The organism is Mucilaginibacter sp. P2_A4 (genome assembly GCF_056405015.1).
Genome location: NZ_JBFUCX010000010.1, coordinates 152,160 through 173,837, shown reverse-complemented (window position 1 = coordinate 173,837; position 21,678 = coordinate 152,160). Strand labels below are relative to the sequence as shown.

The 21,678-nt window shown below is 41.6% G+C and carries 23 protein-coding genes; 10 read left to right on the top strand and 13 right to left on the bottom strand.

The window, feature by feature from the left end; all coding sequences use genetic code 11:
* Nucleotides 1–577: 577 nt before the first annotated feature.
* Nucleotides 578–1,552, bottom strand: coding sequence for a phytanoyl-CoA dioxygenase family protein (locus AC1DYB_RS18850; protein WP_477437085.1), 975 nt, complete (start codon nucleotides 1,550–1,552; stop codon nucleotides 578–580).
* 127 nt (nucleotides 1,553–1,679) lie between these two features.
* Here AC1DYB_RS18850 and AC1DYB_RS18845 point away from each other — a divergent pair, with 127 nt between their 5' ends.
* Entirely contained in the window at nucleotides 1,680–2,543 is an 864-nt protein-coding gene (locus AC1DYB_RS18845) for a helix-turn-helix domain-containing protein (protein ID WP_477437084.1), read from the top strand.
* A gap of 25 nt (nucleotides 2,544–2,568) precedes the next feature.
* Here the strand turns inward: AC1DYB_RS18845 and AC1DYB_RS18840 are convergent, their stop codons facing one another.
* Both AC1DYB_RS18840 and AC1DYB_RS18835 read right to left on the bottom strand, forming a co-directional pair.
* Nucleotides 2,569–3,057, bottom strand: coding sequence for an adenylyltransferase/cytidyltransferase family protein (locus AC1DYB_RS18840; protein WP_477437083.1), 489 nt, complete (start codon nucleotides 3,055–3,057; stop codon nucleotides 2,569–2,571).
* 28 nt (nucleotides 3,058–3,085) lie between these two features.
* A complete protein-coding gene (locus AC1DYB_RS18835) occupies nucleotides 3,086–3,505 on the bottom strand; it encodes a YybH family protein (protein WP_477437082.1) in 420 nt (139 codons plus the stop codon).
* Nucleotides 3,506–3,659: 154 nt separating this feature from the next.
* Between AC1DYB_RS18835 and AC1DYB_RS18830 the strand changes: the two genes are divergently transcribed.
* From AC1DYB_RS18830 to AC1DYB_RS18805, 6 genes are all read left to right on the top strand, one after another.
* Nucleotides 3,660–4,538 (top strand): carbohydrate kinase family protein, encoded by an 879-nt coding sequence (locus AC1DYB_RS18830; RefSeq protein ID WP_477392330.1) that lies wholly within the window; start codon nucleotides 3,660–3,662, stop codon nucleotides 4,536–4,538.
* 280 nt (nucleotides 4,539–4,818) lie between these two features.
* Nucleotides 4,819–5,916, top strand: a complete 1,098-nt coding sequence (locus tag AC1DYB_RS18825) for a vWA domain-containing protein (RefSeq protein WP_477437081.1) — start codon at nucleotides 4,819–4,821, stop codon at nucleotides 5,914–5,916.
* A gap of 111 nt (nucleotides 5,917–6,027) precedes the next feature.
* A complete protein-coding gene (locus AC1DYB_RS18820; RefSeq protein ID WP_477437080.1) occupies nucleotides 6,028–7,536 on the top strand; it encodes a sigma 54-interacting transcriptional regulator in 1,509 nt (502 codons plus the stop codon).
* A 14-nt stretch (nucleotides 7,537–7,550) separates the two neighbouring features.
* A complete protein-coding gene (locus AC1DYB_RS18815) occupies nucleotides 7,551–8,828 on the top strand; it encodes a metallophosphoesterase (RefSeq protein ID WP_477437079.1) in 1,278 nt (425 codons plus the stop codon).
* A 25-nt stretch (nucleotides 8,829–8,853) separates the two neighbouring features.
* Nucleotides 8,854–9,741 carry a UbiA family prenyltransferase gene (locus AC1DYB_RS18810; protein WP_295717485.1) on the top strand — a complete coding sequence of 296 codons (888 nt, stop codon included), beginning with the start codon at nucleotides 8,854–8,856 and terminating at the stop codon, nucleotides 9,739–9,741.
* Between the two features lies 1 nt (nucleotide 9,742).
* Complete coding sequence (locus AC1DYB_RS18805; RefSeq protein WP_477437078.1) at nucleotides 9,743–10,363, top strand: class I SAM-dependent methyltransferase; 621 nt, start codon at nucleotides 9,743–9,745, stop codon at nucleotides 10,361–10,363.
* A 187-nt stretch (nucleotides 10,364–10,550) separates the two neighbouring features.
* Here the strand turns inward: AC1DYB_RS18805 and AC1DYB_RS18800 are convergent, their stop codons facing one another.
* Genes AC1DYB_RS18800 through AC1DYB_RS18790 form a run of 3 tightly spaced genes read right to left on the bottom strand, consistent with a single transcriptional unit; the run spans nucleotide 10,551 to nucleotide 14,788 of the window.
* Nucleotides 10,551–11,243, bottom strand: coding sequence for a response regulator transcription factor (locus AC1DYB_RS18800; protein WP_477437077.1), 693 nt, complete (start codon nucleotides 11,241–11,243; stop codon nucleotides 10,551–10,553).
* 3 nt (nucleotides 11,244–11,246) lie between these two features.
* Nucleotides 11,247–12,893, bottom strand: a complete 1,647-nt coding sequence (locus AC1DYB_RS18795; RefSeq protein WP_295717481.1) for a sensor histidine kinase — start codon at nucleotides 12,891–12,893, stop codon at nucleotides 11,247–11,249.
* 5 nt (nucleotides 12,894–12,898) lie between these two features.
* Complete coding sequence (locus AC1DYB_RS18790) at nucleotides 12,899–14,788, bottom strand: alpha/beta hydrolase family protein (protein ID WP_295717477.1); 1,890 nt, start codon at nucleotides 14,786–14,788, stop codon at nucleotides 12,899–12,901.
* 152 nt (nucleotides 14,789–14,940) lie between these two features.
* Between AC1DYB_RS18790 and AC1DYB_RS18785 the strand changes: the two genes are divergently transcribed.
* The 3 genes from AC1DYB_RS18785 to AC1DYB_RS18775 all read left to right on the top strand — a co-directional run bounded on the left by AC1DYB_RS18785 (nucleotide 14,941) and on the right by AC1DYB_RS18775 (nucleotide 17,491).
* Nucleotides 14,941–16,746, top strand: coding sequence for a tetratricopeptide repeat protein (locus AC1DYB_RS18785; protein ID WP_477437076.1), 1,806 nt, complete (start codon nucleotides 14,941–14,943; stop codon nucleotides 16,744–16,746).
* Nucleotides 16,747–16,889: 143 nt separating this feature from the next.
* Nucleotides 16,890–17,192 carry a DUF4286 family protein gene (locus tag AC1DYB_RS18780; RefSeq protein ID WP_295717473.1) on the top strand — a complete coding sequence of 101 codons (303 nt, stop codon included), beginning with the start codon at nucleotides 16,890–16,892 and terminating at the stop codon, nucleotides 17,190–17,192.
* 65 nt (nucleotides 17,193–17,257) lie between these two features.
* Nucleotides 17,258–17,491 carry a hypothetical protein gene (locus AC1DYB_RS18775; protein ID WP_477392344.1) on the top strand — a complete coding sequence of 78 codons (234 nt, stop codon included), beginning with the start codon at nucleotides 17,258–17,260 and terminating at the stop codon, nucleotides 17,489–17,491.
* A 230-nt stretch (nucleotides 17,492–17,721) separates the two neighbouring features.
* Here the strand turns inward: AC1DYB_RS18775 and AC1DYB_RS18770 are convergent, their stop codons facing one another.
* The 7 genes from AC1DYB_RS18770 to AC1DYB_RS18740 all read right to left on the bottom strand — a co-directional run bounded on the left by AC1DYB_RS18770 (nucleotide 17,722) and on the right by AC1DYB_RS18740 (nucleotide 21,673).
* The gene (locus AC1DYB_RS18770) at nucleotides 17,722–18,528 is read right to left on the bottom strand and encodes an OmpA/MotB family protein (RefSeq protein ID WP_477437075.1); all 807 of its coding nucleotides are present in this window, start codon (nucleotides 18,526–18,528) and stop codon (nucleotides 17,722–17,724) included.
* Nucleotides 18,529–18,550: 22 nt separating this feature from the next.
* Complete coding sequence (locus tag AC1DYB_RS18765; RefSeq protein WP_477437074.1) at nucleotides 18,551–19,213, bottom strand: DUF2461 domain-containing protein; 663 nt, start codon at nucleotides 19,211–19,213, stop codon at nucleotides 18,551–18,553.
* Nucleotides 19,191–19,466, bottom strand: a complete 276-nt coding sequence (locus AC1DYB_RS18760) for a hypothetical protein (RefSeq protein ID WP_477437073.1) — start codon at nucleotides 19,464–19,466, stop codon at nucleotides 19,191–19,193. Before AC1DYB_RS18760 ends, AC1DYB_RS18765 begins: the two co-directional genes overlap by 23 nt.
* 160 nt (nucleotides 19,467–19,626) lie before the next feature.
* The gene (locus tag AC1DYB_RS18755; protein WP_477437072.1) at nucleotides 19,627–19,905 is read right to left on the bottom strand and encodes a hypothetical protein; all 279 of its coding nucleotides are present in this window, start codon (nucleotides 19,903–19,905) and stop codon (nucleotides 19,627–19,629) included.
* A gap of 144 nt (nucleotides 19,906–20,049) precedes the next feature.
* Nucleotides 20,050–20,625 (bottom strand): DUF420 domain-containing protein, encoded by a 576-nt coding sequence (locus AC1DYB_RS18750; RefSeq protein ID WP_477392355.1) that lies wholly within the window; start codon nucleotides 20,623–20,625, stop codon nucleotides 20,050–20,052.
* A gap of 5 nt (nucleotides 20,626–20,630) precedes the next feature.
* Nucleotides 20,631–21,329: an SCO family protein gene (locus AC1DYB_RS18745; RefSeq protein WP_295717459.1), complete on the bottom strand. Its 699-nt coding sequence runs from the start codon at nucleotides 21,327–21,329 to the stop codon at nucleotides 20,631–20,633.
* Complete coding sequence (locus tag AC1DYB_RS18740) at nucleotides 21,329–21,673, bottom strand: cytochrome C oxidase subunit IV family protein (RefSeq protein ID WP_295717457.1); 345 nt, start codon at nucleotides 21,671–21,673, stop codon at nucleotides 21,329–21,331. The genes AC1DYB_RS18745 and AC1DYB_RS18740 overlap by 1 nt, the downstream gene beginning before the upstream one ends.
* Nucleotides 21,674–21,678: the final 5 nt, after the last annotated feature.

The window sequence follows — 21,678 nt, the reverse complement described above, 5'->3', positions numbered from 1 at the left end:
CCCTTCCCCGAGGAAGGAATCGCACATTGCCACTACCTTTTTTATGTCTTCCGAACATATATGGTGAGGACTCAGCCAACGGAGTATCGGTGTAGATGTTCGGAAGATTTGTTAACGGGTTTTCAATTCCCTCCCTCGGGAGGGGTGCGGCTGTAATGTGCGCAATGGCAGGGAGGGGTTTCGCCGACATCCATCTGCGACGTGCCTGAACGCCTGATTTAACCCCTACCTCCTCCTTCCCCGAGGAAGGAATCGCTCATTGCCCCTACCTTTTTTATTTCTTCCGACCATATATAGTGTGCTCACAGCCAACGGGCATCGGTGTAGATGTTCGGAAGATTTGTTAACGGATTTTCAATTCCCTCCCTCGGGAGGGGTGCGGCTGTAATGTGCGCAATGGCAGGGAGGGGTTTCGCCGACATCCATCTGCGACGTACCTGAACGCCTGATTTAACCCCTACCTTCCCTTCCCCGAGGAAGGAATCGCTCATTGCCCCTACTTTTTTATGCCTTCCTAACATATCATAGTGTACTCACAGCCAACGGGTATCAACATAAAACAGAGTCATTTTATTTTCTACCACCTCTCCAATCCTAAAAGCTTCTTCCCTAAATCAGTAAGCTCTGCAACAGGGTTTTGTTTTTCCCGTTCCATCGGGTCGCCGGGGAAAGCGTAGCCTTGCATCGCTTCACGGCTTTGCCAGCTGTTAATGCGCCATTGCCTTAAGTCTTCATTATCTTCCTGGGCGGGCATCATGGCTATGTATTGGGCTATCCTAACCTTATCATTGCTGGTGTTGGGCCGGATGCCGTGTGGCTGCAGGCTGTTAAATATCAACAGGTCGCCTGCTTCCAGTTTTACTTTTACAATATCAAAACCGGTGGTGTCGGGTTTGTAATGGTCGCGGTCTTCGGGCTGGGTAAGTTTCCAAGTATCGTAAGTACGGTACAATTCCGGGATGCACTGAAAGCCACCCATGTTTTCATCTGTTTGATCGGCAAGGGCTAAAACACCCTGTACATTTTGTGGTTTTGTTTCGGGATCATAATCCCAGTGTATAAATCCCTTGTATTCAAAACCTGGTCTTAACGGAAAATTCAGGTTAGCCCTGTCAATAGTTACCCAAAGCTTTTCGGTTCCCCATATATCAGCAAACGCCTCATGCACCTTTGGATACTGGCGATTATCCCACAAAAACTGTTGGTTATAAATTTCTACCATACCAGTGTTATTTAACTCGGTCATTTGCATTTGGGCGTTGGGTTTTTTATACCAGGTTTCTATATCATGGGCATCTTTACCTTCGTACTCCCACAGGTAATCAGCCAGTTTTGCAACCTGCTCTTTAGGTACGGCGTTTTTGATGATCACGTAACCATTCTGTATCCAAAACCGCCAATCATCTTCAGTCAATAAGCGCAATGGCTCGTTGTTTTTACGCTCGTTAAGGCGTATCTGGCTTGATTTTGCTGTTGATGGATTACCGGGTACTTCCTTATGAGCGTTTTCGGGTCCCGGAGTCATGGTCATGGTGGCGTTTTCGGTTTTCATAATTTGTATTGATTTAATAATTCAAATGTAGGGTGATGGCCATACCTGTCTATTCTGTATAATGACCAATATTTGCTCTGTATTGACCAATTAAGTACATTTATATAAAATATGATTACAATACAGCATGAACAAGATAGAACTGGAGAAAGTAGAATTTGAACCGGGCAAATCGTTTAAGCTTTTTTCGCCGCGATTAAGGAACACCTTCCTGTGGCATTATCATCCCGAATACGAATTGGTATATGTGGAGGCCGACGCCGGAATAAGGCACGTAGGCTCACATATATCCGGCTATACCCAAAGCGACCTGGTTTTAATTGGCAGTAACCTGCCTCATTTAAATTTTGATTACCGCCTCAGGAGCGAATATCACCAAATAGTAGTGCAGCTTAAGGAAGATTTTATGGGAACGGCTGTGGCTATAACGCCAGAATTTGCGGGCATTAACCAGCTATTTAAAACAGCCGCTAATGGCATTGCTTTTCATGGCGATACTAAAGCTATGGTTGTGCAAAAGCTGAAACAACTTTCGGCATTGGGCTCTTTTAAACAACTGTTGGAGTTGATGGAGATTTTTCAGATCCTGGCCAAATCCAATGAAATGACGATTTTAAATGATGACGACTTAAGTCTGCAATTCTTTTTAAAAGATAAGATAAGAATGGGGGCCGTTTATGAATATATCGACAGCAACTACAACCTAAACCCCGATGTAAATGTAGTGGCTGCCAAAGTCAATTTTACTACCGCTGCTTTTTGCCGCTACTTTAAAAAACAAACCAATATTACCTTTACCGATTTTGTGAACCAATACCGCATTGATGTTGCCAAAAACCTGCTCATGCAAGATAAAAACGTTACCGAAACCTGTTATGCCATAGGTTTTGAAAGCTTATCCTACTTTAATAAACTCTTCAAAAAAATAGTTGGCGAAAACCCATCAGATTTTAAGCGCAAATGGGTTAGTAAGGGTAAAGAAAATTTATAGCCTTACTATTATAAATAAGGCTGTTTTACAAGGATCGCTGTTTGCTGTAATAAGCTTTTACAACATCGGGCAAAAAAGCTTCATATACCGCGGGGTTATTTAAAAGCTGCGTGGCCGAAACAGGCACCATTTTACGGGGTTCGCTAAAAATAACGCTTTCGCAATTTAAAAACCGGCACATGTAAGCGCCATACGGTTCCGAAGCAAAGATCACATCAATAGGTGGCAATTTTACCTGCAGGTAATTAGCCCAAAGCCGGGATACCCCATCTGCCGATGCAGAAGTATTTGGAGATACAGCTTCGTCGTAATTCAATAAAATTGGTTTTACCTTGCTGTTATTTTTATATACCTGCTCGATCCACTCCAACCTTTGGCTACCTGCAATAGGTTCATCATCACTGGCGCTCACCACAACAAACAGCTCGTCGCAATGCTCCAAAGCAAAATCAATTAAGGCAGTATGTCCAATATGCAAAGGCATAAACTTTCCAATAACCAAACCTGTTTTCATACCCTGATTATAAAGTAACGGGCCAAAGTTAAGAAGTATGGTCACATACTATCTTCCATTCTCCTTTAATTTTCTTAAACCAAAGGGTATAATACCCACCCAGGTCGCCCTTAACCCGCTTAAGGTGCCATCCGCCCAAAACAAAAGCGTTAGCAGCATCCAGTACTTTTACCTGCATTATGTTAAATTTAAGCTGCCCCATAGCAGCTTTACCCGGGTAACGTTTTTTATAATTATCAAGCGTAGTTTGCCAGCCATAGGCAGGCGCGGTTTTACCTACAAACACCAACGAGTCTGATTTCCAGTATCCCTGCATAAAACCTTCCACATCCGCCCGGTTCCAGGCCAGCTCCTGATTATGCATTACGGTTAATATGGCTTGTTTATCCTGCGCGTGCGAGAGAAAAGAACTTAGGATCAAAAAGAAAGCCAGGATGAGTTTTTTCATAGTCTGAATATAGGAATTTTGTTTGAACCGGGATTTATCGAATTTATAAATTAACAGCATGAAAAAAAATCCAAAAATTCTTTAATTCCACAATTCCGGTTCACACAAAAAATCAGCTATATTTGAATTTCACTGCCTAACAAAAACTTACTCTATGAAAAATCAGGTATTAAGCTTCGGCGAAGTTTTATGGGATGCTTTTGGCGATGGTAAAAAAGCTGGCGGCGCGCCAATGAATGTAGCCAGGCATCTGGTACAGCAAGGCGTAAAAGTAGCCTTTGCCAGCTCTGTTGGTATGGATAGCAGCGGCGACGCGCTGATTGGATTCCTAAAATCAAACGATCTTTACTCTGATCTGATCCAGCTGGATGATGAGTTTCCTACCTGCGAGGTTACCGTACAACTGGATAAAAACAACCAGGCAACCTACATCATTCCCCAGCCTGTTTCATGGGATAATATTCAAACTACGGCTGAGCTTAACGCTGCTGCAAAAAAAGCATCCGCCATTGTTTTTGGCAGCCTGGCCTGTAGGTTAACCACCACGCGGGAAACCTTGCTTAACCTGCTTGATGAAACCCCCGCACTTAAAATTTTCGACGTAAACCTACGTCCCCCTCATTTTACACTTTCAACCATAGAAACCCTGGTGGCGCGTGCCGATGTGGTGAAGATGAATGAAGAAGAAGCCAACTTGCTTATAGGTGGCAGCAATAATTCATTAAAAGACCAGATAGCAGAGTTTCGTTCCAAATATCATAATCAAACCATTTGTGTAACGCGTGGCGAACACGGCGCCATAGTTTGGCATGATCATGAGTTTTATGAAAGCCCCGGCTGCCCTGTAAAAGTGGGCGATTCGGTAGGTGCCGGCGATGCATTCCTTGCCACTTTCATTAGCGGTTTATTAGCCAAACAGCCCATGCAACAGGTTGTTGAAAGAGCTTGTACGGTGGGTGCCTTCGTTGCCAGCCAGCGTGGCGCAAACCCTATTTACCCACCAGAGTTGCTGAATAGCCTGGTTTATATTTAGGAAGAAATTCAAAAAAAATTCGTGATGTAAGTTTGAAAAAACCTTTTTGTCATCCTGGAACGCAGTGAAGGGGCTGTTATTCGCCATACTTCTTCGCCCTGTACAGTCTGCGAATAGATGCTTCACTCCGTTCAGCATGACAATGGGTTTAAAGAATCCTGTCATCTGAATCTGCATATCTAACAAATTGTCATACTTACCTAACAATTTACTTTAATCCCCGGCACTCCAAACTTTTAAGAATAATTATCCGTTTCTTTATATTAAGAAAGGACGAAATATGCGCGGTTTTGGATTTTCCAAATTTATACCCAACCAGATCCCTAAAGGCGGATTTGAAGAATTACTGAAATTATTCCTGGAATTGCTCAACTATACTTCGGGCGATGCAGGCGAAGCTTTAGCCTGGCTTAACGAGCTTGATAAACAATACAACCTTACCAACGATGATTATGGTATGGGCGATTTTATTGACGAGCTGAAACAAAAAGGCTACCTAAGCGATGATCAGCAAACGGGGGGCTTTAACATTACCGCCAAAACGGAGCAAAGTATCCGCCAGTCGGCATTGGAAGAGATCTTTGGCAAACTTAAAAAATCGGGCAAGGGAAATCATATTTCACCTCAATCCGGCCAGGGCGATGAAAAAAACGCAGAGCGCCGCGAATTTGAGTTTGGAGATAGTTTGGACCAGATAGACATGACCCAATCTATTCATAATGCACAGGTAAATCACGGCATAGGCGATTTTATGATGACCGAGCGTGATTTGGAAGTAGAGGAAATGGACTATAAAACCCTTACTTCTACCGTGCTGATGATTGACATATCGCACTCCATGATTCTTTACGGCGAAGACCGGATAACCCCGGCAAAAAAAGTGGCCATGGCCCTTGCCGAACTCATCCGCACCAAATACCCCAAGGATACTTTAGATATTGTTGTATTTGGCAACGATGCATGGCCTATAACCCTGCAGGATTTGCCTTACTTACAGGTTGGCCCTTATCATACCAATACTTATGCCGGCTTAGAATTGGCTACCGACTTGCTGCGACGTAGAAAAACGCACAACAAGCAAATCTTTATGATCACAGATGGTAAACCTACTTGTTTAAAAGAGGGTACCAAGTACTATAAAAACAGCATTGGCCTTGATAGAAAAGTGGTGAACAAAACCCTTAATATGGCTGCACAGTGTAAGCGCTTAAAAATACCTATCACCACTTTTATGATAGCAAAAGATCCTTACCTGCAGCAGTTTGTACGCCAGTTTACAGAAACCAACGGCGGCAAGGCTTTTTACAGTTCATTAAATGGCCTCGGCGAATACATTTTTGAGGATTACATTAAAAACAGAAGAAAAACAGTTAGGTAAGATTCAAGAGATTAGAATCAAGAGTTAAGACAAAACAAATTGGTGGTTTCGCTTCAATTGGTGAAATCACTTCCACGGATGTAATTATCATCGGTGAAATCAAAATAAAACATGAGTAAATTATTAGATATAAAAACCCTCGGTCAGCTAAAAAAATCTGCTTACAAAAGCCGTTCGGTTAAAGATGAATTACGTGCCAACCTTATTGAGCAACTTAAAAAACGCGAAGGTGGCTTTGAAGGCATAATCGGTTTTGAGGATACCGTTATTCCTGATCTGCAAACCGCCATACTATCGCGCCACAATATTTTATTATTGGGTTTACGCGGCCAGGCTAAAACCCGTATTGCACGTTTATTGATCAACCTACTGGATGAATATGTGCCTTACATCGAAGGATCTGATTTATTTGATGACCCTTACCACCCAATATCATGGTTTGGCCATAGTACCATAACCGAAAAGGGCGACGATACCCCAATCGGCTGGATCCACCGGTCTGAACGGTATACAGAAAAATTGGCTACGCCAGATGTTACCGTTGCCGATTTAATTGGTGATGTTGACCCTATAAAAGCGGCAACATTAAAATTAACCTACTCTGACGAACGGGTTATCCACTTCGGATTAATTCCGCGTGCTCACCGTGGTATATTCGTGATCAACGAATTACCCGATTTGCAGGCCCGTATCCAGGTTTCATTATTTAACATTTTACAGGAACGGGATATCCAGATTCGTGGCTTTAAACTGCGTTTGCCATTAGATATCCAGTTTGTGTTTACTGCCAACCCCGAGGATTATACCAACCGCGGCTCCATCGTTACGCCACTTAAGGATCGTATTGAAAGCCAGATATTGACGCATTACCCCCGCACGGTTGAAATTTCAAGAAAAATAACCCAACAGGAAGCTTCTCTTACCCCGGAGCAGCTTAGCACCGTTGAAGCAGATAGCCTGGTTAAAAACCTGATTGAGCAAATAGCTTTTGAGGCACGCAGTTCTGAGTACATTGATAAAAAATCGGGGGTATCTGCACGTTTAACTATTTCGGCCTATGAAAACCTGATCAGCAATGCAGAGCGCCGCATGATCATGAACCATGAGTCAAATACATTTGTACGCATAACCGACTTTTTAGGTGTTATCCCTGCCATAACCGGTAAAATTGAGCTGGTTTATGAAGGTGAGCTGGAAGGTCCCGGCAAGGTGGCCAATATATTGATAGGCAAAGCCATTAAAACCACACTGCTTGAATTTTTCCCAGATCCGGAAAAGGCTAAGAAAGCAAAAGGTGTAAACCCTTATGCCAGCATTATCAACTGGTTTGGCGAAGGCAACAACCTGGCTTTGGTTGATGATATGTCATTAATTGACTACAAAAAAGAACTTAATGAAGTTGCCGGCCTAAAAGACCTTGTTAAAAAACTGCATCCGCGCATAACAGAAAACCAGCAATTGTTGCTGATGGAGTTTGTACTGCATGGCCTTTCAGAGTTTTCGCAACTAAACAAAGGATTTTTGGATAACGGCTTCGCTTTCTCAGATATGTTTAACAGCCTGTTTAACCTGCAGCCTGATGAAGATGATCTTGATTTAGACGACGACCGTTATAATTGATACCTTTGCAATAAATGACAGAACAGGCGCTTAACATCATCCTGATTATAGCGGCACTATTGCTTATTGACCTGTATGTATTACACGGTATACGCGGTGCCTTTAAAAATTGGAAATTGCTCAGTAAAAAAGGCTTTACTTTTTTTTACTGGGCAATTAGCATCCTCATTATTGCGGGGCTGTTAATTGGTGTTTATCTTCATGTAGGGCTTGGTCTGCGTGCAGCGGGCCTGCTTGTTTTTTCCCTCATATTTATAGGCAAGCTAACGTTTTTACCTTTCCTGCTAATCGATGACGCGAGAAGATTGCTGGTATGGCGTAAAAACAGGTTTAAAAACCTATCTGCAAGAAGCACCGCCCTGGTGCCACCTAATACTATTCCCCGGTCGGAGTTTTTGATGAAAGCCGGTTTATTGGCTGGTGCCGTACCTTTAGCTGCCATTAAGGTTGATATGCCCAAAGGCTTATATGATTATCATATAAGATATCAAAACCTGTATTTACCAAACTTGCCCAAAGCTTTTGATGGCATTAAACTGGGCCAGATCTCAGATATCCACTCAGGTAGTTTTTTCAACAAAAAAGCTGTACTGGGCGGTGTTGAAATGTTATTGAAAGAAAAGCCCGATTTTATATTTTTTACCGGTGACCTGGTTAATGGCCAGGCCAGTGAAATGCGGGATTACCAGGATATTTTTTCTAAAGTTAAGGCGCCGCTTGGTGTTTATTCATCGCTGGGCAACCATGATTATGGTGATTATGGCGACTGGCCAAACCCAGCCGATAAAAAGAAAAATCATGAGGACCTGATACTCACCCACAAAAACATGGGTTGGGACCTGTTGCTGAACGAGAACCGCCGGCTTAAAGTTGATGGCGAAGAAATAGGAATACTCGGGATAGAAAACTGGGGTGAGTTTAGTCGCTTCCCTAAGTATGGCCGCATGGATCTGGCTACAAAAAACACCGGTGATTTACCTGTAAAGCTACTCCTCTCACATGATCCTTCTCACTGGCGGGCGCAGGTATTGGCAGATTATCCACAGATAGATGCCATGTTCTCTGGCCATACGCACGGTATGCAATTTGGAGTGCGTTACAAAGATTATCAATGGAGCCCTATTAAATATGTTTACCCGGAATGGGCCGGTCATTACCAACAGGGTAAACAACAATTATACGTAAATGTGGGCTATGGCTTTGTAGGTTTATACGGCAGAGTTGGAATATTACCGGAGATTACGATATTTACATTAAAAGCCGGGGACGATCCTTCTGGAAGTAGAACTTAAGATCAACGCGGGCAGATCATAATCAATGAAAAAAATATTTCAATCCGTTTTTGATTTTCTGCTGTTCAGTAATATCTTCATGTCGCTTTGCGCCGTAGCGCAGGCCCTGGTTACTTTTCACCTCATAGGAACCGCGCCAATTTTATCCGTTTTAGGATTGCTTTTTACCTCTACATTAGGCATATACAATTTCTGCATCATTATTACCAAGCCTAAAAAGCCCGAAACATCGCCCTACAAACGTGTGCGCTGGTTTTTTTCGCACTACCGCCTCATGGTAACATTTACCATCGTTTCGCTGCTTTCTCTTATTCCCCTGTTTTTTCTCATCACTACAGAATCAAAAATACTGCTCATCTTTTTGGGTATTTTATCATTTGGTTACAGTTTGCCACTATTTGCCGTTGGCGAACAAAAGTTTGGTTTACGTAATATACCCGGTTTAAAACCATTCCTCATCACCCTGGTATGGACCATGAGCTGCGTGCTTTTCCCCGTGCTTGAAGATATGCACCTTCATGCAACTGATATATCCATGCGCGATACCACTATACTGATCGCTAAACGATTTTTATTCATCGGGGCGCTTACTATACCCTTTGATATTCGCGATTTGTTTGATGACCGCAAAATGGGCCTCAAAACCATCCCTGTGGTCTGGGGCGAAAAAAATGCATACCTGTTTTGCCAGGTTTTGCTGGCCGGTTATATAGGGCTGCTTTTCCTTTTCAGGGACAACGGTTTCAATGCCGACTTTTTTGCATTAACGCTCACGGTTTTCCTTACTGGCTGGCTTATCTTTAAATCAGACCGGAAGAAGGATGAGTACTATTATTTCTTTTTTATGGATGGTGTGCTGATCCTCCAGTACGTGGTATTGTTAGCAGTTAACCTGATCTTCAAAAGCCATTAATATGGCGGCCAGCTTTAATAATTCCGCATGGTTTTATGATGGCCTTTCACGGTTGGTTTATGGCAAAGCCATTATAAACGCACAACTTTATTTACTCAGTTTTATAAAGCCTGGCAGCAACATCCTTATAGTTGGCGGCGGCACCGGCTGGATACTGGATGAGCTCACAAAACTTCAGCCCTCCGGCTTGCAAATTACGTATGTAGAAGTAGCTGCGGACATGATGGCATTATCCCGAAAAAGAAACACCAGTGGCAATAAGGTAGCTTTTATAAATGACGCCATTGAAAAGGTAAACATAGCGCAACAATTTGATGTCGCCATCACCCCTTTTTTATTCGATAATTTTGTAGAACAAACTTTAAAAAACGTATTTGATCATATCCATTCATTATTAAAACCGAATGGGCTATGGCTTAATTGCGACTTTCAGCTAACTGGTAAATGGTGGCAGAAGATTCTGCTTAAAAGCATGTTCCTGTTTTTTAGAACCATATGCGGCATAGAGGCCAGTAAACTACCAGAGATTGAGCGCTGCTTTACTTTAAATAGCTACGAGATTTTAGATGAAAAGCTGTTTTTTAATGATTTTATAGTGGCAAGGATGTATAAGAAGCAATAAGCTCAATATAATCGCCATTGGGGCAAAATTTGGAGAATTTCACCTCCATGTGTCGTCCTGAACGCAGTGAAGGATCTGTTAGCAGACTGTACAGGGCGAAGAAGCATGGCGAATAATAGATCCTTCACTGCGTTCAGGATGACAAAAAAGGTTTTTTCTGGTCATTGTAATGACCAGAAAAACCTTTTTACTGAGTATACACAAACTTATATCCTATCCCTCTCACAGTTTGTAAATACTGCGGCGAATCGGCATTGGTTTCTATCTTTTTGCGGAGGCGAACAATGTGCATATCCAGGGTGCGTGTGTTTACATCGGCGTTGTAGCCCCAAACTTCCATCATTAGTTCTTCGCGGTTAATTACCTTGTTTTTGTTTTTCAAAAAGTAAAGTAATATCCGGTTTTCCAGTATGGTGAGCTCAATTTTGCGGCCATCCCTGATCAATAGGTGCGTATTGGGCAAATGCTCCATGTTGGCAAACTTGTATGACTCTGCCTTTTCACTATTCAGGCTAAACTTGATCTTGTTATCAATCAACGCTACCAGCACATCCATGTTAAAAGGCTTGGTAATATAATCAGATACCCCAAAGTTGTAGGCTTCAATTTTGTCAACATCCTGTGCCTTGGCGGTCATTAATATCACCAGCCTATCATACCCCTTTTCCCTGATGTTACCACAAACCTCAGAGCCCGGTTTGCCGGGCAGCATCCAATCAAGCAGTACAATATCGGGCTGCTCGGCCAGTATCATAACTTCCGCGTCGTCGCCGTTATCGGCTTCCAAAACCTTATACCCCTCGGTTTGCAAGCGCTCTGCAACCAGGAAACGCAGGTTTTCATCATCTTCAACCAGCGCAATCTTAATTTCTTTGTTCATAATTTAATTTTCGTTTGGAAGCGTGACTATAAATTCCGAACCCTCATTAATTTTACTGTTAACCACAATCTCTCCGTTCATAAAATTAACCAGCTCTTTACAAAATGCCAAACCCAAACCTACGCTCCCGTTTTGGTTATATTGGTTCTCAATTCTGTAAAACTTTTTAAATACGTTACTCTGTTCATTTTTAGGAATACCTATGCCCCTGTCAATAAAGGCAAACACTATCTTTCCCTTTTTCTGCGTTATGTTTATATTAAGTTCCTTTTGCTTCGGGTGCGAATATTTATAAGCGTTCTCTATCAAATTTTGAAATACACTACCCAAAAGTACCGGATCGGTATAAAAATCATGTACCCCATCAATTTTATATTTTAGTTTAAAATCGGGGTATTTAATTTTAAAAGTAGCAATATAACGGCTCACAAAATCATCAATAACAATTTTTTCTTTTTTAATATTGATAGACTTATTTTCGAGTTGGGTGAATGATAACAACTTATTCATCAAATCGTTTAGTTTATCTGCTTCTTCATCCAAAATTTTACCATAGTGCTTTCGCTGCCGCTCGGTGAGCTCGCCATCGCCCCTCAGGTTTGAGCCCGCGATTTTTATAACGCTAACAGGGGTTTTAAACTCATGCGTAAAATTGTTAATAAAATCATACTGCAGTTTAAACAGTTTAAGGTTCACATTAAGGTTGCGATAAATGAGCCAGCCTATTAACACCAAAAAAAGCGTTATTAATAACACAGCAGCGCCAATGGGCATAAACCTGCGGTTTGTCTCGCTGCTGAGGTATCCCTGTTCCGAACTAAAAAACAATTTATAATCAGAAAAAGCGCCGGGGAACGATACCTCGGTTATCAACTTATTCCCATCGCTATCAATAGGGTCATATACCACAGGTTGTATAGATACGCTTTGATAAAGCTCATGGTGGGTATTTTTTACCTTGAGCAAAAAAGGATCAAGATAAAAGGTCATCATGTTTTGCTTATATGATTCTGATAGCATATCGCGTTGCTGCAATTCGCGGTAAACCTTAACATCCTGCCGGCGTAAAATATTGGTATACGTTATTTTATTAGGTTTAACATCCCAAAATGTTTTGTACAACTCATCCTGGGTTGATACACGGGTGGTATCAGAAAAAGCAATATAATTGCTCAACTTGGCTGCCATCTCCCTAAAATCAGATTCATCGGCCGGGCGTAGCTGCTTTGCTCCCCATATTTTACCCTTTTTATGACCATACAGATAAGTACCCTTTAGCGAGATCTTCAGGCTATTTCTTTGGATTGATATTGGCGCTGAATGCCCGCCGATGAGTGCATCATAAAATACCACTCTTTTTACAAAACCATAATCATGAAAAACAGATGCGGCATACTTAGCCGCCGATGCCGAATCAAGGAAACCCTGGTATGATGTAATTTCGGGTATTTTATTCTGAAAAAAGTCATTGTAAGGTTTAATGGTTTGCTCCAATACCTCAATCTTTTTCGAAGCAAACTCATTTTCAACATATTTTGATGTAAGGTTATAGGATATAAAAAGCGCGACAACAAAAGTTATGGATATGAGCACCAGAAAAATGATGATCAGCGAAAAGTTTTTGCGGTAAACATGTTTTTGTGCCGGCATAACCACTATGGTTTAACCCTCATATTATAATCCAGGAATTTTTCTATTTCGGTGTACATTTCAAGGCGGTTACGTTCGCTCCTAAAGAAAGCGCGTTCATTAGGCTTTAAAAAATACTTCACATCTACATCATGCTTACGCAATTCGCGTACAAATTGGTTCAGTTCGCTGATGTTGGCCCGCTGATCTTTAGCCCCCTGGAAAATAATTAACGGCACTTTTATCTTATCCGTATGAAAAACCGGAGAAATCGCTCTAAACTGATCGGCATCCGTTTCCGGGTTGCCAACCATTTCATAAGTCATCTTTAAATAGGGTTTAAAAAACGGCGGGGCATCTTTAATGTAGGTAAAAAAGTTGATCAGCCCATACTGTACAACCGCGCAGCTATATAATTCCGGATGGAAGGATACGCCGTACAAAGCAGAGAAGCCACCAAAGCGACCGCCAAAAATGGCAATCTTTTTAGGGTTCGCTATCTTTTTATTTATAAGCCAGTGCACACCATCGGTGATATCATCCTGTATCTTACCTCCTACCTGCTTATAGCCGGCACTCCTGAAAGCCTTACCATACCCGGTTGATCCGCGGTAATTAACCTGGAAAACGGCATAGCCGCGGTTAGCCAAAAACTGCACCTGCTCGTCATACCCCCATGAATCACGTGCCCAGGGGCCATCATGTGGCATCACTACTACAGGTAAGTTAGTTTTTTTATTACCTAACGGCATGGTTAAATATCCATTAATGGTGAGCCCATCTCTTGCCTTGTATGATATAGGCTGCATGGCACAAAGCTCATCAGGTACCAGCGACGAGTTGATATCACCCAGCTTTGTTAATTTACCGGTAGTTTTTTCATACAGGTAATAGGAGCCTGGGTTACGGTCGGTATAAGTATTCAGTATAAACCTGTTCTCTGAACTATCGCGGTCAACTACCTTAATTTCGTAGCCTTTTAGCTGTTGTTGCAAATTGTAATAAGTATGCTCAATATCGGGCACCAAAAAATGCTTACGGGGCTTGGCTTCTTCCCAGCTGATAAACTCAACACGATGTTTGTTTTTAGAATACTCCACATACGTTACATCGGCTTTGTTGCAACTAAAAATAGTTTTTTGCTCCTTCCCATCTTCCGCGTTAATTTCAACAAGGGCCACCTTATCACGATTGACGTTTGATAGTGCGTAGAAATTGTTTTTCACCCCCGTAAAAGCGATAGGCCTTACCGAATTTTTAAAATTATTTTGAATGATAGGCTTAAAGGGAGTAGCATCATCAGGGCGGTATAAAATAGCCTCGTCAACCCCATCTGATGCTTTAACCAGGCGAATTTTTCCATCAGCATCCGGAAACCACTCTGTTATATTACCCGGGTTAACCAGGTAAGGGGTAAGCACTCCGGTTTTAATATTAAGCCGGTACACGTCAAAATTAGCCGGGTCGCGCTTATTCATCTTTATGGTAATCAGGTCTGGTTGCTGCCTGTTACGGTTAACCAGGTTTACCCTCACTTTTTCCAGCGATAGTATGGTGCGCACTTTATGTGTTGATACATCAAGCGCGTACATGATAAAACCATCATTTGCTACAATATCCTGGTTAAATACAAGTTGGTTATTATAGGTCCAAAAATAATCATTACGTACCGGGTAATCCTCAAATGAGGTTTCCATATGTTCAGTACCATCTGCCAGCGATTGGATAAACAGGTTCTGCTTATCCTTGTAAGGTTTTAAATAAGACACGTACTTACCATCAGGCGATATTCTGAAGAAGCTTTTCTCGGGCGTTTTAAAAAAATCAACAATAGGGATCTGCTTTACATGATCTTTGCAGGAACATATAACGGTAATTACACCAATAAACAGAAAAATCTTTAACCGGCCCAACATATTTGTTTTAACCTATTTTATTAATCAGGTCAAATTAGATAAAATAAGTTGACGATATCAAGATGTCACTACAATTTTACCCGGTGAATCATTATATGAATATTAAGCAAAAACGGCTATGTTATATACATTAATTCCCTATTTTTGAATAGATGAGGTGTTTATTTGCAATTGTTATTTTTGTTTTGTTTGGCTCGGTCAGGCTGTTTGCGCAGAACAACGAACTGCAGCTTGCTGCGCAATATAATGCTAATGGCGAACCTCAAAAAGCGCTTGAAATTTACCAGAAGCTATACAAGCAAAATAATGAAACCTATTACTCCTATTACATAAACACCCTGCTTAGTCTCAAAAAATTTGACGAGGCCGAAAGCGTTGCCCGCAAACTTGTACGCAAGCATCCCAATGTTAATGAATACCAAATAACACTGGGCACCATTTATACCCAGCAAGGCAATTTGGATAAAGCCAATACCATTTACGATGATATGCTGAAAAACCTGCCGGCCGATCAGATGGAAATTGCCAGCCTGGCTAACCAGTTTTATCAGAACGCCAATATTGATTACGCCATAAAAATATTTTTACAGGGCCGCAAGCTGCTCAAAAGCGATGAAGCATTTACTTATGAACTGATAAATCTTTACCGTTTTAAACGGGATAAAATATCCCTTACCGAAGAGTATCTTAATTTTTTGCCAGCTAACCCCAACTTTATTACCCAGGCCGAAACCACCTTTGCCACCATATTTGAAGGGGATACCGATTATGATTTACTTAAAACCGCACTGCTAAGACGCATACAAAAAGATCCACAGCAAACGATGTACGCCGAGCTACTTTCCTGGCAATACATGCAGCAAAAGGAGTATGAGCTGGCACTTAACCAGGCCCTGGCGCTCAGCAGGCGGCAAAATGATGATGGAAACAGTATTTATGAACTGTGCCGCACCCTTAACGCCAACGAAGCCTATGACGCCGCTATTCGCGGGTATGAATATATTATTGCCAAAGGAGCAAGTAACCCATTATATATTCCTGCTAAAATTGAGCTTATCAATACCAAAAACCAAAAGATCACTGCAGGCAAATACCTCCCTACAGATTTATTGGGACTGGAGCAGGACTATATAGCGTTGCTTACCGAGTTTGGCCGAAACAACAATACTGTTTTTGCGATGCAGAAACTGGCCGCCCTGCAGGCTTTTAAACTGCATAAAATTACCGAAGCTCAAAAATTACTGGAAAGCGCGATAACGACCCCCAATATCCGCACCGATTTGCTGGCTTCCTGTAAACTTGATCTTGGCGATGTTTACCTCTTAAACAACCTGCCATGGGAAGCAACCCTTTTGTACAGCCAGGTTGAAAAGGATTTTCCGAATACGGCCATTGCACAGGATGCCAAATTCCGGAATGCTAAGCTGGCCTATTATTCGGGCGATTTTACCTGGGCAAAGGGTCAGTTGGATGTATTAAAAGCTGCTACATCACAACTGATAGCCAACGACGCCCTTAATTTACTGCTACTCATTAATGACAATACCGCTGCAGACAGTTCCGGAGCAGCCCTTAAAATCTACGCCCGCGCCGATTTGCAGATTTTCGCCGAGCAGCCTGCCAAAGCCCTGCTGGCACTTGATAGCATCGACAAAAAATTTCCGGGGAATAGCCTTAGCGATGATATTCTGATGGCAAAATCGCGCATCCTGATCCAGCAAAAAAACTATGCTGATGCTGTTCCGCTGCTTAAAAAGATCTTCGCCGATCATCCAACAGAACTATGGGCCGATGATGCCGTTTTTATGTTGGGCGATATTTATGAAAATCACCTTGATGATAAAAACAATGCCAAAGCCTGGTACCAAAAAATTATCACTGATTATCCCGGCAGCCTATGGATCAATGAAGCCCGCAAGCGTTTCAGGCTATTAAGGGGCGATAAAGCGGATTCATAGCGGTGGTGAGTGGTTGATTGGGTGAGTAGTGAGTGGCTTTTAAGCGCCGTAAGTCAATCGTATATTCGTTAAGTTAACCCTTCAACCAATCACATTATCAACCACTCACCTAATCAACTTTAAATACCTATTTTTGCAATATCATGATTGTATACAACGATACTATAATACTGGATGAAGCTATCCAGGAAGAATGGCTTCATTATATGAAAACCATTCACATACCAGCAGTAATGGCTACCGGGCTTTTTAGCTCACACCGGATTTTAACTGTTATTGATTCGCCAAACGAAGGCGTTACCTATTGCATCCAATACCATGCGGATAGCATCGAACAATTTCAGCAATACTATATGAATCACCTGCACAAAATCCAGGCAGCACATCAGCAAAAGTTTGATGAAAAGTTTGTGATATTTAATACGGTGATGGAAGAAGTGGAGTAGATATCATTTTTATCGTACCGGATAAAACTTCTAAAATAAATGCTTATTTTAGTATTAATTAAGCCATGAACATGCATGCAGCAAAGTTGGATATTTTACAAACCATCATGAACACCAATGATGAAGGTTTGATTTTGGATGTGAAAGCTTTTCTATCCAGTAGAAAAGCAGATTGGTTTGATGAGTTAAACGAAGATCAGCAAAGGGATGTTTTAGAGGGTTTGGCTCAGGCTGATCGAGGTGAAACCATTTCTCATAACGATGTTGTAAAACTATTCGGAAAATGGGGCTTGAAATAGTCTGGACGACTAAAGCTATTGATACTTTTGGCAAACGGATAGCTTATTTACAAGAACACTGGACCGATAAAGAGATATACAATTTTACTACTCGTGTAAATGAATATTTAGCATCATTACAAACACAACCATTTATGTTTCGCAAATCTCTCGTCAAAATTATTAATGTTAAAACGAAATAATCAGTAATAATAAAAAAGCTCCCGAACACACGCCGGGAGCTTTTTTTATTAATTAGATATGAGGTTATACAACTCATCGAGCTTAGGACTAAGCACAATCTCTATCCTTCTGTTTCTGGTTCTGGCGTCATCTGTGCCGGCGCTGTCTATGGGCTGAAACTCGCCTTTGCCAGTAGCCGTTAATCTGTGCGGATCAACCATTTCAACTTCGGTGAGGTAACGGGTTACTGATGTTGCCCGCAGTACACTCAGGTCCCAGTTGTCTTTTATCTGGCCCAGGTTTTTTACCTTCTTATCATCGGTATGGCCTTCCACTGCCATGTTGATATCCGGTTCTTTATTTAATACCTCTGCCAGTTGTTTCAGGGCTTGTTTACCTTTATCATCAATTACGATACTGCCCGATGGAAACAGCAGCTTATCGGTAAGCGAAACATATACTTTTCCGTTACGGATATCAACTGTTAACCCGCTTGCCTGGAAACCCAGCAATGCCTGCTGTAATTTATTTTTCAATGCATTGGTAGCTTCATCTCGTTTTTTCAAAATAGCTTCAACCTCTTTTAAACGGGCTTCACGCTTTTGCAGGTCGGCGGCCAACTGGTTTGCCTTGGTTGATGTAACATCCAGGTTATTGGTAAGGGCGCTGTTATTGTTCAGCAAGTCGGCAATCTGGCGGTGCAGGCGGATGGTATCGCTCTGCAATTGTGCCAGCTGTGATTCTAAAGTTCCCGTACGGGTATTTAATGAATCGCGCTGCGCTACTAATGATCTGTACTCCTTAGGAGATAGTATTTTGCATGAACTAATGGCAATGCAAAAAGCCGCGGCTAATAATAAATATTTAGTTTCCATGTGGTTATTTTTCAAGTGATTGCTATGCAAGCGCATTTTTCAAAAAAACATTCAGCGGGTAAATTTTGCTGCACATATCAGCTACAAGCTGTACAGCACCATCTTTCATAATTTCCTCGTCGCTAATTTTATGCCAGCCTACAAAGCTTTTCAACTTCAGCAAGTCGATATTTTCATTCTCGGCGCTATATTCTCTTGGTACAGATTTTAATTGCTCCTGCTTCCTGAAATCGCCAAAAAGCTCAACAAACTTTTCATCATCAATGATCTGCTTCAGTTCCGATGCGTTGTAATCAATTTCCTGGCGGATGGCTTTAAGATGAGGAGCCTCGGGCATCCAGTATCCTCCCCCAATAAACGAATTTCCCGGCGAAATCTGTAAATAGAACTCCACACTGCCGCTTTTTAAACCAGCAGAAGGTATACTTACACCAAAATTATTTTTATAGGGAGTTTTATTTTTGCTGAAACGGATATCGCGGTAAATGCGCATCACACGTTTTTTAGGATCCATGCTTTCATCAATAGCGGGATCGATCTTTTGCAGTTTTACAAGTAGCTGACCTGTAAAATCAATTACATTTTCACGGGCAGCATCGTAACGTTCTTTATTGGCCAAAAACCATTCGCGGTTGTTGTTTTGAGCCAGATCATTTAAAAATTCAAGACTTTGCTGGTATATCATCAGTATCTAAATAGGCCTGGTAATGTATTTTGGGCGATAACCAATATAACAAAAGCACTCGCGAATATCTGAAATTTATAGGTGCAAGTACAAGGCAGCCTAAAATTATTACACTAAGATACAACCATGGCGAATCGGAATTATGTGTAATTAGATAGGTAAGCCAGGCCAGACCCAATGCTTCGCCCACGTTAAGTGCATAGCTTACATACATGGCCGCGTAAAAATACCCCGGCTCAATCTCAAAATGCATATTACAATGCGGGCAGTTGAGATTTATTTTATTTGAAAAGCTGTAGGGGCCTCCCTGAAACATATCACCACGACGGCACCTCGGGCATTTACAATGAAGCATTGCCCATGACTTTGATGTTTCCGGCATGATAAAAATGAGGAGATTATTATGTAATTACTTAGTTAAGGTTAAGCTTTTCATCGCGCATGTTAAAGCTAACATTTTTACGACGATATTTCTTGTACCAAATATACCCTGCAGCGGCAACAGCAAAGTAAGGTGCACCTAAAAGAAACAGGATACCTTTATTTAGGCCTTTAGCTGCGTTACCGCCGCTTTTAGTATTCGTTTCAACAGTTGCAGCACATTGAGCGCATTGGGCCTTTACCGGCTGCCTTACGCATACCAGCAACCCAAGGGCCATTACGAAAAGAATGATTTTTGATACTCGTTTCATACCTGCAAATTTAACTAATTATTAATAAAAAAAATAGAATTGTATGTGTTCTGCTCCGCGTTTATTCTATGCTTAGATTTAAGAAGTTATTTAGCTCGTTTTCCTTTACCCCTTAGCGTTTTAAGGAGAGCTTAAAATCACCCCTTAAAAATGGTAATAAGGCTTAATCATTAAATATACCACTACACCGCTCACCGTTACAAATAACCATATCGGAAACGCCCAACGCACCAGTTTGCGATGCTTTTCTACCTGCATTTGCAGGCCACGGTAAAAGCTTAGTAATATCAGCGGTAACACTCCCGCTGCTAATACAATGTGCGGTATTAAAATACCCAGGTACAGGGTACGCAGTACACCTATAGATTCGCGTTCCTCAATGGAAAGCACGCCATCGAAATTAGCATCGCCATAAAAGGTATCATTACGCATCAGGTAATGGAACAGAATGTAGGATACCAGGAAGGTAGATGACAAACAAAAGGTAATAATATTAAGCCTTTTATGAACTTGTATGTTCCCTTGTTTAATAAAGTAAAGGGATGTAATTAAAAGCACAGAACAAGTACCGTTCAATACTGCATTCAGCATTGGCAGGTATGGCGTAAACGCGGGTGCTACTGCCGGGCCGGGGATAAGGTGGCGATTTAAAACAACAACTACCAGTATCACAAATATGGTAACCGACGCCACAAAACGAAAAATAAATTTATCTGTCATATCACTTAGTATAGTGCTTTATCAACTTTACGCAGCTCTTCGGCTATCAGCACTTTTATCTCATCGTTAAGGCGATTTACATCGGTTGTGTTGGCACCCGAGTAATAACCCCTAATGTGTTTATCCTGATCAATAAGTATCAGCTTATCGCTGTAAATAAAATCATCCTTACCCGCCTGTACTGCATCAACCAAAAAACCTTTACGGGCCAGGTTATAGATAGATGAGGTGTCGCCGGTTAAAAATACCCAGCGGTTTGACTCGGGCTTATAGCTTTGCAGATATTTATTCAAAACGTCCTGGGTGTCGCGCTCAGGATCAACAGTGATGGATGTAAAATACACCATCTTGTTTTTCCAGTAGGTACCTACCAGGTAGCTTAAGTTTTTATTGATAGTAGTACATACCGTTGGGCAATGCGTATAAAAAAAACTGGCTACAAATATCTTACCTTTCAGGTTGGCTTGTGTAAAAGATTTGCCATCCTGATCTGTGAGCTTAAAGTCGGGGACCTTGAAATAGTTGGTATCGGGAATATCCTTGCCATGAAACCTATGCGTGGTTTTGGCAACTTCCTTTGGGCCGAAAAAGCTGAGTGGCTTGTAACGGTTTTTACCTTTTGCAGTTAGTAAATAATACAAAAATCCTGGCACTGCTAATATGAGCACCAGGACTGTAATTTTTTTCCAGATGGCAGCTTTCATTACCCCCTCAGATCAATCCAGTGGTGGCTCTCGTTAGTAAGTACCAGGATTAAACCGATTATAAATATAATTGGAACGATAATAGCTAATGCCAAACCCAACTTCTCAAACTTTAAGTGCATAAAGTAAGCAACAATGTAGAATGCTTTAAGCAGTGTTAAAGCTATATAAACAGGGTTTGCAACTCTCAGATACTCCGGATGACCCGGTACTATCACCAATGCAATTACGAATTCAACACAGGTAATGGCCAATAATATAAAAAACACCTTCCAGATCTTCTTCCGGGTCATTGTTTCGTGTTCACCGCCTTCGTGATGAACTTCGTGTGATTCTGACGACATATATA